Source organism: Cystobacter fuscus, from assembly GCF_002305875.1.
GTDB lineage: Bacteria > Myxococcota > Myxococcia > Myxococcales > Myxococcaceae > Cystobacter > Cystobacter fuscus_A.
In genome coordinates this window covers 11,060,693-11,073,910 of the sequence record NZ_CP022098.1, presented here as the reverse complement: position 1 = coordinate 11,073,910, position 13,218 = coordinate 11,060,693, and the positions used below count along the sequence as shown (strand labels likewise).

Sequence of the window (13,218 nt, the reverse complement as noted above, 5' to 3'; positions counted from 1 at the left end):
GGGAGCGCGTGTTAAGGTTCGTGGGCGATGTCCTCCACGAACAAGGTCGCGCTCGTCCTGAGCTACCAGTACCCGGGCAAGTACGCCCTCACCGTCCTCGCGGGTGCGGTGGAGTCAGATCCGGTGGGGCGGGAAGTGGCCCTGCGTTTCCCCCGGGACCGGGACTCCCTGCTGGCCTCGGTGCGCGAGTGCCTCGACGAGGGCTACCAGGTGGTCGTGGCGTGGTCCTTCTACTCGGCGAGCTTCCCCGCGGCGGCGGAGGAACTCGCCTGGCTGCGTGAGCGGCTGGAGGGGCGCGAGGTGTTGTGCATCTCGGGCGGAGTGCACGCCACCGCCGAGACGGAACAGACGCTCCAGGCGGGCTTCGATCTCGTGGCGGTGGGTGAGGGCGAGGCCATCCTCCTGGACCTGCTCGGCCGGATGATGCGCGGGGAAGATCCCCGGCAGACGCGGGGCTTCTCCCAGCTCGTGGAGGGACGCGTGGTGCCTCGGGGCCGGGGCGAGGGCGTGGTGCTCGACCACTACCCACCCTTCGCGGCGAGGAACATGAAGTTCGGCGCCATCGAGATCACGCGCGGGTGCATCTACGCGTGCCGGTTCTGCCAGACGCCCTTCCTGAACAAGGCGCGCTTCCGGCACCGCACCGTGGAGAACATCGCCCACTGGACGCGTGTGCTGCGCGAAGCGGGCAAGCGGGACGTGCGCTTCATCACTCCCACCTCCATGTCCTACGGCACCCAGGACGAGTCGATGAACCTGGAAGCCGTGGAGCGGATGCTCGCCGCGGTGCGCGAGGCGATGGGCCCCGAGGGGCGGGTGTTCTATGGCACGTTCCCCTCGGAGGTGCGGCCCGAGCACGTGACGCCCGAGGCGCTGGCCCTGCTCAAGCGCTACGTGGACAACGACAACCTCATCATCGGGGGCCAGTCCGGCAGCGAGCGCATCCTCCAGGAGACGCGCCGGGGCCATGACGTGGAGACGGTGGTGCGGGCGGCGAGTCTGGCGGTGGAGTGGGGCTTCGTGCCCAACGTGGACTTCATCCTCGGCCTGCCGGGGGAGACTCCCGAGGATGTCCGGGCGACCCTCGAGTTGATGCGGCGCCTGGCGCACGTGGGCGCGAAGGTTCATGGTCATACGTTCATGCCGCTGCCGGGAACGCCCTACCGCGACGCGCCCCCGGGCTCGGTGGACGACGAGACCCGGCGGGAGTTGGATCGCCTGGCGTCGCAAGGCCGCCTGTATGGCCACTGGAAGCAGCAGGTGCGCCTGGCGAATGGAATCGCCACGAGGCGTCAGCCCAGGCGCTGAGTCGGCGAGGAGGCATCCAGGGGCGGGGAAGGTGAATGCCCTCCCAGGGGCGGCTACTGTGCGCCCTCGCGATGCACTTCAAGTTCGTCCACGCCGCCGATCTGCATCTGGATACTCCCTTTCGGGGCGTGCCCGTCGACTCGGGGCTCCTGGGCGCGTTCCAGCAAGCCACCTTCCGGGCCTTCTCCCGCATCGTGGACCTGTGCCTGCGCGAGCGCGTGGCCTTCCTGCTGCTCGCCGGGGATCTCTTCGACATGAAGGATCGCTCGGTGCGCGCCCGGCTGGCACTCCGGCGCGAGCTGGAGCGGCTGCACGTGGCGGGCATCCAGACCTTCATCGTCCATGGCAACCATGATCCCCTGAGCGGGGACACGGGCGCCCTCGGCCTGCCGGAATCGGTGAAGGTGTTCGGCGCCGGGTGGGAAGAGGCCGAGGTCCGCCGCGAGGGGCGGCTCGTGTGCCGGGTACAGGGCATCTCCTATCCAGACGCGGAGGTGCGCGAGAACCTCTCGGCACGCTTTGGCCGCACGGCACCGGACTTCACGGTGGGCCTGCTGCACGCGAACCTGGGCGGCGTGGAGGGCCATGCCAACTACGCGCCCTGTACGCTGGAGGACCTGGCCGCGCGGGGGCTCGATTATTGGGCGCTGGGCCATGTGCACACCCGCGCCGAGTACCCGCTCCCCGGTGGCGCGGTGGCCGTCTACCCGGGCAACCCGCAGGGCCGGCACGTCAACGAGACGGGCGAGCGCGGCTGTGTGCTGGTGGAGGTCGAGGACGGACGCACGCGCCGCCGGTTCGTCCCGGTGGACACCGTGCGCTGGCATCGGCTGGAGGTTCCCCTCACGGGGCTCGCCTCGCTCGATGCGCTCGTGGCCGCCCTGCTGGAGCGGGTGGACGCGGACTGCTCGGCGGAGCTGGAAGGCCACGCGGTGCGGCTCACGCTCACGGACCGGGGGCCGCTGCATCGCGAGCTGGTCCGGCCCGACGCGCTCGCTCAGTTGGAGGCGGAAGTGCGCGAGCAGCTCGCCCGGCGTCACCCGCCCGTGTTGCTCGAGTCCCTGCGTGACGCGAGCCGGCCCGCGCTGGACCTGGCGGCGGTGCGGCTCGCGGGAGGCTTCTCCGGCACCCTGCTCGCCGAGGCCGAGGCGCTGACGGCCGATCCCGAGGCCCTGGCCGCGTTGTGGGCGGAGGAGGAAGAGCTGCGCGCGCTCTCCCAGCGCTTGCGGCGGTTGGGCGTGGATGCGCTGGAGCCGCTCCGGCCGGAGTGGGTGGCGGAGGCGGGGACACGGGTGGTGGAGGAGCTTCACGAGGAGGAGGCGGGATGACGGGGGGGCTGCGGGTCGAGCTGTTGCGCGTCCAGGGCTTTGGTCACTTCTCGGACTACGAGCTGGAGCTACGGCCGGGTCTCAACCTGCTGTACGGGCCCAACGAGGCGGGCAAGAGCACGCTGCTCGCGTTCCTCCAGGGCATGTTGTTCGGCTTCGACAAGAAGGGCCGCGCGGAGCCCCGGTACGAGCCCGAGGTGGGAGGGCGCGCGGGTGAGTTGTTCGTGAGCGCGGCCACGGGCTCCCTGGTGGTGAAGCGCATCAAGAAGACGGTGAAGGTGTTGGATGCGCGGGGGCACGAGCTGAGCGCCTCGCGGCTGGACGAGGCGCTGGCGCACGTCTCCCGGGAGCTGTTCTGCGAGGTCTTCGCCTTCGGTCTGGATGAGCTGTCCAGCTTCGAGCGCCTGTCCCAGGAGGACGGGGTCTCCCGGGCGCTGTTCGCCGCGGGGCTGAGGGGCGCGCGCCGGCTGCCCGAGGTGGAGAAGCACCTGGAGAAGCGGGCCGGAGAGCTCTTCAAGAAGACGGGCAAGAACCCCGAGCTCAACCAGGTGCTCCAGCAACTGGAGGAGGTCCGTCAACGGCTCGGCGAGCTGAAGGATCGGCCGGCGCGCTACTTCCAGGAGCGTGAGCGGCTGCTGTCGCTGGGCGGGGAGCGCGAGGAGACGCAGCGGCTGCTGGAGAGCTGCACGCGCGAGCTGCGGCGGCTGTCCCGGTTGGAGGAGGCGCTGGGCGACCTGAGCACCCTGGCGAGGCTCGACGAGGAATGGGCGTGGCTGCCCGACCTGTCATCCTTCCCGAGTGAGGGAGTGCCCCGGTTGGAGGCGTTGCTGCGACGTGCCAAGGAGTTGCGGGCGGAGCACTCCCGGTTGGAGGCGTTGCTCGGGGCAGTGGAGGAGGAGCGCGGCCCGTTGTCCTCCGCCATGCTGGCGCGCGAGCGGGAGGAGGCCCTGCGCTCGGCGTGGGGGGCCTTCACCGCGAGGGCCGAGCTGCTGCGGGCGCTCCCCGGACGGCGCTCGGCGCTCGATGCCCGGCACCAGGACGTGGAGCGGGCGGTGGAAGGGCTGGGCCTGGAGGTGGACCTGACCGGGCTGTTGGCCCTGGAGCTGGGCGCGGCGGCGCGTGGCGCCCTGGAGGCCCTCGCCGAGCGGCTGTCCAAGGTGGAGGGCGAGCGGCGCGAGGCGGAAGTGGCGCTCGTCCGGGCCCGGGGGGAGCGTGAGCGCATCCTGTCCTCGCTGGCGCGGCTCCAGGCGGAGCGGGCGCGGCTTCCGGACGTCTCCACGGCGGAGATCCGCCAGCGGCAGGTGGCGCTGGGGCGGGTGAAGTTGCTGCGGATGGAGCGCGAGCAGGTGGTGGCGCAGCGCACCGAGTTGCAGCAGCGGCTCCAGTCGCTGCGAGCCACGTCCGAGCCCGAGCCCGGACCGGCTCCCTCGCCCCTGGGGACGTGGCTCGGCGTGGGACTGGCGGTGGTGCTCGTCCTCGGGGTGGGCGTCTCCTCGGGCGCGGCGGCGGGGGCCCTGGCCACCCTGGGCGCGCTGTTGCTCGCCGTGCCGCTGGTCCTCGGGCACCAGGGGGCCGTGAGGAGCCACCAACGCATGGCCGAGGCCCACGTCGCGCGCCAGCGTCAGCACGCGCAGGAGATGGCCCGGGTGCAGTCGGCGCTGGACTCCCTCATGGGGCGGCGCGTGGCGGTGGAGCGGGAGCTGGCGCTGGCCGCGAGCGAGGCGGGGGTGGCCGCGGATGATCCGGTGGCCGGGCTCGCCTTGATGGAAGCGACGCTGGCGGATGCGCTGCGGCAGGCCGAGCGGGTGGAGCACCTCGGCCGCGAGCGCGAGGGTCGCCAGGCGGAGGTGGATGCCGCGGGGCGCGAGGTGCAGGTGGCGGAGAAGGCGGGGCAGCGGGCCGAGATGCAGGTGCGCACGCTCCGGGGAGAGCTGTCGCTCGTGCTCGATGCGCGGGGGTTTCCCGCGAACCTCTCCGCGCAGCGGGCGCTGGAGCTGTGGCGTGACGCGGCCGAGCTGCGGCGGCGGCTGGTGGAGCTGAACGTGGAGGAGCGGGTCCTGGCCGCGGACGAGTCGGGCTGCCAGGCCGTGGTGGCCCGGTTGTACGAGGAGGCCCGGGCGGTGGGGCTTCCGGAGGGCGGCACGGTCGAGGCGCTGGCCTCGCGGGTGGCCTCGGCCCTGGAGGAGCAGAAGGCGCGGGAGGCGCGGCTGCGGGAGCTGCGCGCGCGCGCGGAGGACCTGTCCGGGGAGCGGACCCGGTTCTTGCGTCTGTGGGAGGCCGAGGAGCGGGCCGTGGAGGCGCTGCTGGCCCAGGGTGGCGCGGACTCGGAGGAGTCCTTCCGCCAGGGGGCGCGGCGGGCGGAGCGCTTCGAGGAACTCACGGGGCAGCGGCGCGAGCTGCGTTCGCGGGTCGAGGCCGCCACGGGCCTGACGGCGGAGGTGGCGCGTGCGGCCATCGAGGAGCAGGGGGGCGAGGAGCGGCTGCGCGAGCGGCTGGGGCAGTTGCGCATCCTGGAGCCGGCCTACGCCGAGCGCCTCAAGCAGTTGCACACGGACTATGGCTCCGCCCGGAGCCAGCTCGAGCGCTGGGAGGGGGACGAGGAGCTGGCGCGGCTGCGCACGCAGGAGGAGCGGCTGCGGGCACGGGCCGCGGAGCTGGCCACGCGCTACGCGAAGGACCGGCTGGCGCTGGCCCTGTTGGCGCGGGCGCGGCGGCGCTTCGAGCAGGAGCAGCAGCCGCGCGTCATCCAGCTCGCCTCGGAGCACTTCGCGGCGCTGACGGAGGGCCGTTACCGCCGTGTGTTCGTTCCGGCGGGGGACTCGCGGGAGCTGCGGGTGACTGGAGCGCGGCGGGACTGGAGCCCCGAGGAGCTGTCACGGGGCACGCGGGAGCAGCTCTACCTGGCGTTCCGGCTGGCGGTCATCCAGGACTTCGGCGAGACGCGTGGCGCGTTGCCGCTCATGGTGGACGACATCCTGGTCAACTTCGATCCCCGACGCGCGCGCGGCACGCTGGAGCTGCTCGCCCGGTTGTCCACGCACCATCAGGTCATCGCCTTCACCTGCCACCCCTGGCTGCGCGAGCTCTTCGAGGACAAGGGCGCCCGGGTGGTGGAGCTCCCCTCGAGCGGCGAGGCCGTCCCTGCCCGGTGGGACTCCCCAGGTGGAGTGGCCCCGCTGGAGCGCCGGGCGGTGAACCGCTGACAGTCCAGGGCTCCGATTGGCTGACGCGTCAGCCAATGGTCGTTCTCGCACACTGCTGTTTTTGCTTCCGGAGAAAATGGGTCTTTCTTTATTTATTGTTTAACCCTGAAAAATACTCTCCCCGTTCTCAACCATCGACGATGGAGAGGAGTTTCAATGGGCACAGCGAAGAAGAACATGTGGCGGACATGGAGCGGCCGGATTCTCGTGGCGTCGTGGTTGAGCGCTGGCGTGGGTTGTGGATCCCCAGCGGACCCGTCCGTCGAGGAAGGACTGGCCTCGGAGCAGCAGGCGGCCGGGTCCACCTATGAAGCGGAGTCGGCGGCGTTGTCGGGCGGTGCGGTCATCGCGACCGACCATACCGGCTATTCGGGCACCGGCTTCGTGGGGGGCTTCACCGACGGGAACAAGGGCAATGCCGCCGCTCAATTCACCATCAGTGCGTCCGCCACGGGTAACTTCGACGCGACGCTGCGTTATGCCAATGGGACGGGCACTGCGCAGACGTTGAGCCTCTACGTCGATGGCACGAAGGTGAAGCAGATCTCCCTGGGGGCAACGGCCAACTGGGACAGCTGGGGCACGAGGACCGATACGCTCAGCCTGGGGGCGGGCACCCACACCGTGCGCTACAAGTTCGACACGACCGACTCCGGCAACGTCAACCTGGACAACCTCACCCTCAGCGCACAAGCCACCCCTCCGCCCGCGGGTTCGGGCCCTCTCTATGAAGCGGAGTCGGCGACGCTGTCGGGCGGTGCGGTCATCGCGACCGACCATACCGGCTATTCGGGCACCGGTTTCGTGGGAGGCTTCACGGACGGGAACAAGGGCAATGCCGCCGCCCAGTTCACCGTCACGGCGTCCACCACGGCCAACTACGAGGTGGCGCTGCGCTATGCCAATGGCACGGGCGTCGTGCAGACGTTGAGCCTCTACGTCGATGGCGTGAAGGCGAAGCAGCTCTCCCTGGACGCGACGGCCAGCTGGGACAGCTGGGGCACGAAGGCGGAGACGCTCAGCCTGGGCGCGGGCACCCACACCCTGCGCTACAAGTTCGACGCGACCGACTCCGGCAACGTCAACCTGGACAGCATCACCGTGGGCGATCCCATCGTCCCGCCTCCTGAACCGCCCACCCCGCCCGCGGGCTCGGGCTTCGTCTATGAGGCGGAGGAGCAGTTCTTCTCCGGGGGCGTCGCCCGGGAGTCCGTCTGGCTGCGGAACTTCTCCGCCCCTGGCGCGAGGGTCATCTTCACGGTCAACATGGACGCGGCGGCGGCCTCGAGCGTGGGTCTGCGCTATCTCAACAGCTCGGGGACGAACAAGACCCTGAACGTCTACGTCAATGGCCTGTTCGCCCTGACCACGACCCTGGCCTCCACGGGCTCCACCTGGTCGGGGAAGACGGAGACCCTGAACCTGCGTCGGGGGCTCAATACCATCACCTATCAGTACGACACGGGGAACACCGGAGGGGTCAGCATCGACGCCCTCACCGTCGTGAATGGCAAGGCCCTGGCCGCCCGGGGCGCCACGCTGCCCTACCAGGAGCTGGAGGCCGAGGCGGGCACGACCAACGCCACGGTGCTCGGCCCCAACCGGACTCCCGGCACGGTGGAGGCCGAGTCCTCGGGCCGCCGGGCCGTCAAGCTCACGCAGACGGGCCACTACGTGCAGTGGAGCGCGCCCCAGGCGGCCAACTCGCTCGTCGTCCGCTACGGCATGCCGGATGCGCCGGCCGGAAGTGGCATCAACGCGACGCTGAGCCTGTACGTCAACGGAACGAAGCTCCAGACCCTGAACCTGACCTCCCGGCATGCCTGGGTCTACGGGGGTTACCCCTACGGCGACAGCCCGAGCACGCCGTCCAAGCCGGGCGAGTGGGATCCGGGTCCGCATCGCTTCTATGACGAGAGCCGGTTCCTGCTGCCGTCGTCCATTCCGGCGGGAGCCACCGTCAAGCTGCAGAAGGACGGCGGAGACACCGCGGCCTACTACACCATCGATCTGATCGATCTCGAGCAGGTGGAGGCTCCCCAGGCCATGCCCGCGAACTTCGTGAGCATCACGTCGTTCGGAGCCATCGCGGATGACAGCGGAGACGACACCCAGGCGATCCTCAATGCCATCTCCAACGCGAAGTCCACCGGCAAGGCGGGGGTCTGGATTCCCTCGGGCGCCTTCAACATCAACGGCCGGGTGGCGCTGGACAACATCCACCTGCGCGGCGCGGGCCCCTGGTACACGCGCGTCCAGGCCACCAATGTCGGCGAGCACTTCATCGGCACGGGCAGCAACGTCAAGGTGGTGGACCTGGCGTATTTCGGCAACGTCGTCGAGCGCAACGATGGCGCCGACAGGGCGGCGTTCGAGGAGAACTTCGGCACGGGCTCGCTCATCCAGAACGTCTGGATCGAGCACGCCAAGGTCGGCTACTGGATCCGGCCCGGCACGGATGGTCTGTACATCGTCGATGGCCGGGTGCGGAACAGCTTCGCCGACGGCATCAACCTCCACGCGGGCGTCAAGAACACCAGGGTCAGCCACGTCCACGCTCGCAACACGGGCGATGACGCCTTCGCCATGTGGTCCGATGGCTCCATCAACGAGAACTGCACGTTCCGCTACGACACCGCGCAACTGCCCAATCTCGCCAACACCTTCGCCATCTACAACGGCCGGGACAACAAGCTCCTGGACAGCGTGGGCGCGGACACGCACTACGCCTCCTCGGGCGTGCTCGTCACCGACTGGTTCGCGGACCTGCCCTTCCTGGGCACCACGGAGGTCAAGCGCGTGACCTTCAACCGGACCGGTGGTGAGCAGACGGTGAACTTCAGCATGAACGCCGGGGCCGTGTGGATCCATGGGGTGAGAAGGGAAATCTCGGGGCACATCCTCGTCGAGGACGTGGAGATCAACGACAGCACCTTCTCGGGCCTCAAGATCAGCTGGGGAAAGGGCGCGAGCACGAATCCCCCCGTGAACAACTACGCCATCTCCCCCGTGACCCTGAAAAACGTCACCATCAAGGGCGCGGGCACCTATGGAGTGGAGACCTTCAATGTGCTTGGGACGGCCACCTGCACCAACGTCACCGTGACGGGCGCGGCCTCAGGTGGTCTCCTGAACCACAACAACCGGTACACCTTCAACAAGGTCTCGGGCAACACTGGCTGGTGATGACGTCTTGCTGACGGCTTCCCGGGGAAGGCCGATGGGCGCGGTGCTCGCGGCCTTCCCTCGGGAGTGGACGTCACCCATGAGGCTGCTAAGAGGAGGCGAGCCCCCATCCACGAGAGGAAGCCGCCTTCATGTCATTCGTCGATCCAAACCTGCGCCGGGAACTCTTCGGCTGGTACAGCCACCGGCTGGGCATGGACATGCCCGTCGTCCGTTACGGCCACTGGGGCCCGGCGCTGCTGCTCTTTCCCACCGCCGGAGGTGACTTCCTCGAGGCCGAGCGCATGGGGCTCATCCAGGCCGTCGCGCACCACCTGTTCGCCGGCCGGTTCCAGATCTTCGCCATCAACAGCATCAATCCCTGGGCGTGGATGAACCACGGCATGCCCATGCACGAGAAGGCCCACAACCAGGCACGCTTCTCCGAGTACGTGGAGCAGGAGGTCGTCCCGTACATCCGCGGCTGTCTGGGCAACGACCACGCGCGCATTGGCGCGGCGGGCGCCAGCTTCGGAGCCTTCCACGCCGCCAACGCCTTCTTCCGGCGCCCGGATCAGTTCGAGCTGCTCCTCGGGCTGGGCGGCCTCTACGATCTCCAGTCGGAGTTCCTCCACGGCTACTGGAGTGACGACGTCTACTTCAACAACCCCGTCTCCTACGTGCCGAACCTGCCCGAGGGCCATGCCATGGACCTCCTGCGGCACCACAGCCGCATCCACCTGGTGACGAGCCGCGGCGCGTGGGAGTACCCCGAGTTCTCCGAGCACCTGAGTCACCTGTTGCACCAGCGCGGCATCCCCCACAACCTGGACATCTGGGGCCACGACATGCCTCACGATTGGTCCACCTGGTACCGGCAGCTCGACCACTACGTGGCGGAGCGGCTCGGGTACTGACGCATAGGTTTCATGCTGGACGGCCGGGCGGGCGAGGGCCGGTCCGGCGGTCCATGACTCCGCAGGCACCTGGAGGCTCACCACCCTACAAGGGAGGATCGCAGCGGAGGATCACGGTGCGGACAGAATCGGCTCCCAGCGTGCGCAGGTCAGGGGCATCCGCGCGGCACGATGCGCGTCATGCGGCGAAGGTCGAGCGGATCGCGCGGCAGTTGCGGCGGCGCCGGAGCACGCGGCCCGCGTCCTTCAAGAAGAAGACGCCGCCGCACCAGGTTCCCAAGCGTCACGACCAGCGGCGCCAGGACGAGAAGATCGACCTGAGCGACCTCGATCGGATTCTCGAGATCGATCCCGTGTCGATGACCTGCACGGCCGAGCCCGCGATCACCTTCGACGAGGTGGTCCACGCGACGCTGCGCCATGGGCTCGTGCCCATCATCGTCCCCGAGCACAAGACCATCACTCTCGGGGGCGCCGTGGCGGGGTGCTCCATCGAGTCCATGTCCTTCCGGCGGGGCGGCTTCCACGACACCTGTCTCGAATATGAGGTCATCACCGCCAGGGGGGACGTGCTGCGCTGTACCCCCGACGAGAACCCGCTCGTGTTCCAGATGATCCACGGCTCGTTCGGCACGCTCGGCGTCCTGTCCAAGCTGCGCTTCAGGCTCGTGCGCGCCGCGCCCTACGTGCACGTGAAGTATGAGACCTACGAGACGCTCGAGGCCTTCCAGCAAGCCATCTGGCGCTACTTCACCGCCCAGAACGTGGATTATCTCGACGGGCAGATCTTCTCCCCGACCCGGCACGTGCTGTGCGTGGGCCGCTTCTCGGAGCAAGCGCCGTATGTGAGCCGTTACGACTGGCTCAAGGCCTACTGTGAGAGCATTCCGCGCCGCGCCGAGGACTACCTCACGGTCTATGACTACCTCTTCCGCTACGACCGGGGCGTCACCTCCGTCACGCCGAAGAGCCTCGTGGGCCGGGCGCTGTTCGGCAAGCTGGTGCACTCGGACAGCGTGTTGAGGGCCGCGGACCGCTTCCACCGCTTCCTGCCGGCGAAGAGCCCGAAGGTCATCGTGGACGTGTTCGTTCCCTTCTCGCGCACGGCCGAGTTCATGGACTGGTACCACCGCGAGATCAAGCACTACCCGGTGTGGTGCGTGCCCTACAAGCGAACGCGGGACTACGAGTGGCTCACGCCCCGCTGGTGGGCCGGCGTGCACGATCCGCTGTTTCTCGACCTCGCGGTCTACGGGCTCAAGCAGCCACCGGGCCGCAACATCTACAAGGAGTTCGAGGCCGAGCTGCTGGAGGTCAACGGCACCAAGACGCTCATCTCGTACAACTACTATGACGAGCAGACCTTCTGGAGCCTCTGGAACAAGGAGACCTACCAGACGGTGAAACAGCTCACGGATCCGGACAACATCTTCCGCGACCTCTACACGAAGACGTGCAGGGCGGCGCTCGGACTGGGGGCTGGGACGCCCGGCTCCGGGGGGGCGTTGCACTGAGGCGGAGCGGCCCGTCACATCCCGCTCCGGGTTCCTCCATCCCGTGAATCACCGAGTACGGAGAGCTGCTCGGCTTCCGAGCCTCCGTGCGCTCGATCACATGGGAGAGGACACATGGAGAAGACCAATGCGGGGCATGGCTGGCATCCGGAACACCCGCATCCTCACGAGCATCCCCATCCTCACGAACATTCGGGAGAGGTGGACGTGCGGTTGGAGCTCAAGTACGCCATCAACCAGATCGCCAGCGTCCTGGTGAATGGGCAGGCCCAGGGGGTCGACACGGTCAGGCTGCGCTCCTACAACGGCAAGCTGGTGGGACCCACCATCGAGGCCCGTCCGGGAGACACGCTGAACATCCTCCTGGACAACCAACTTCCCGAGGAGCCGCATACGCCGGGGCCGGATCACCACTCACCCGGCTTCAACACCACCAACCTCCACGTGCATGGGTTGCATGTCTCGCCCGCTGGAAACTCGGACAACGTGATGCTCGAGCTGGTCCCCGGCCAGCAGTTCCAGTACGAGATCAAGATCCCGAGAGACCATCCCGCGGGGACCTATTGGTATCACCCCCACAAGCACGGTTCGGTCGCGATCCAGGTCTCCAACGGCCTGTCCGGTGCCTTGATCATCCGCGGTGACATCGACGAGGTTCCCGCCATCGAGGCGGCCCGGGAGCAGGTCTTCGTCATCCAGCAGATTCCCTACGTCATCAACGAGCAGACGAAGCTTGGTCAGGTGGAGCCTGGTGACCAGGTGGAGGGCGCTCCTGTCTTCGCCCCCGGCGTCTGGGAGAAGATGAAGCGGCGCTTCACCATCAATGGAGAGGTCGAGCCGACCCTCCAACTGCGGCCGGGCGAGGTCCAGCGCTGGCGGTTCATCCACGCGGGCTTCCGCGAGAAGCTCGAACTCAAGCTGGTCAGGCGCGACCCGAAGACGGGCGTCGAGCAGACCCTGCCCCAGTACCTGATCGCGCTGGATGGCATCACGACGGGCAGTATCGATCCGGTGGAGGAGATCGAACTGCATCCCGCGTACCGCGCGGACGTGCTGGTGCGCGCGACCGACCCTCAGGGCAAGGTCCTGCCGGAGGGTATCTACTGGCTCGTGGACGGGATCCAGGATGCCCAGGCGGAGAGCAGGAAGCTGGCCCGCATCGTGGTGAAGGGGCCTCGCGTCATGATGGAGTTGCCCATGGAGGAGGAGCTGGCTCCCTTGGCTCCCTTCACGGACATCCAGGACGGCGAGATCACCGGGCACCAGGAAGCGAAGTTCGAGCTCAGACTCGACCCGCCGCCTCTCGTGGGGATGATCAACGGCAAGACTTTCAATCCCAGTGATCCGCCACGCATGCTGCTGCTGGGCGCGGTGGAGGAATGGGAGGTCTCATCCCCAAAGCACCCCGCCGGCTCGGGCTTCGCCGATGAGGGTCATCCCTTCCACATCCATCTCAATCCCTTCCAGTGCACCATCAAGCTCAAGGGGGTAGGCGGGGAGAAGGAGAAGCGCGTCTGGAAGGATACGATCTTCGTGGAGTCCGGCGAGACCGTGAAGTTGCGCACCCGCTACGAGCGCTACATCGGGATGTTCATGGTCCATTGCCACATCCTGGACCATGAGGATTCCGGGATGATGGAGATGATGGAGATCATGCTGCCGGGCAGCATGGACATGCACATGCCGGGCGGCGACGGCGGGGGGCACGGGGAACACATCCACTGACGCGTGGCCGCGCGGGGTGCGGGTGGGGCCGTCCTGAGCTGTCCGAGGGCCGCCCACC

General features: G+C 68.5%; 7 protein-coding genes. All 7 read left to right on the top strand.

Annotated elements, in window-relative coordinates; translation table 11 throughout:
• Positions 1-27 precede the first annotated feature (27 nt).
• The 7 genes from CYFUS_RS44850 (at position 28) to CYFUS_RS44820 (ending at position 13,160) form a co-directional block, all read left to right on the top strand.
• Entirely contained in the window at positions 28-1,308 is a 1,281-nt protein-coding gene (locus CYFUS_RS44850; protein WP_095990811.1) for a TIGR04013 family B12-binding domain/radical SAM domain-containing protein, read from the top strand.
• A gap of 71 nt (positions 1,309-1,379) precedes the next feature.
• Entirely contained in the window at positions 1,380-2,636 is a 1,257-nt protein-coding gene (locus tag CYFUS_RS44845; protein ID WP_095992598.1) for a metallophosphoesterase family protein, read from the top strand.
• Positions 2,633-5,839 (top strand): AAA family ATPase, encoded by a 3,207-nt coding sequence (locus tag CYFUS_RS54210; protein ID WP_095990810.1) that lies wholly within the window; start codon positions 2,633-2,635, stop codon positions 5,837-5,839. Before CYFUS_RS44845 ends, CYFUS_RS54210 begins: the two co-directional genes overlap by 4 nt.
• Positions 5,840-5,995: 156 nt before the next feature.
• Entirely contained in the window at positions 5,996-9,025 is a 3,030-nt protein-coding gene (locus tag CYFUS_RS44835; protein ID WP_095990809.1) for a carbohydrate-binding protein, read from the top strand.
• Between the two features lie 131 nt (positions 9,026-9,156).
• Positions 9,157-9,921 (top strand): esterase family protein, encoded by a 765-nt coding sequence (locus CYFUS_RS44830; RefSeq protein ID WP_095990808.1) that lies wholly within the window; start codon positions 9,157-9,159, stop codon positions 9,919-9,921.
• Positions 9,922-10,037: 116 nt separating this feature from the next.
• Entirely contained in the window at positions 10,038-11,435 is a 1,398-nt protein-coding gene (locus CYFUS_RS44825; RefSeq protein WP_095990807.1) for an FAD-binding oxidoreductase, read from the top strand.
• A gap of 114 nt (positions 11,436-11,549) precedes the next feature.
• Positions 11,550-13,160, top strand: coding sequence for a multicopper oxidase family protein (locus CYFUS_RS44820; protein ID WP_095990806.1), 1,611 nt, complete (start codon positions 11,550-11,552; stop codon positions 13,158-13,160).
• Positions 13,161-13,218: the final 58 nt, after the last annotated feature.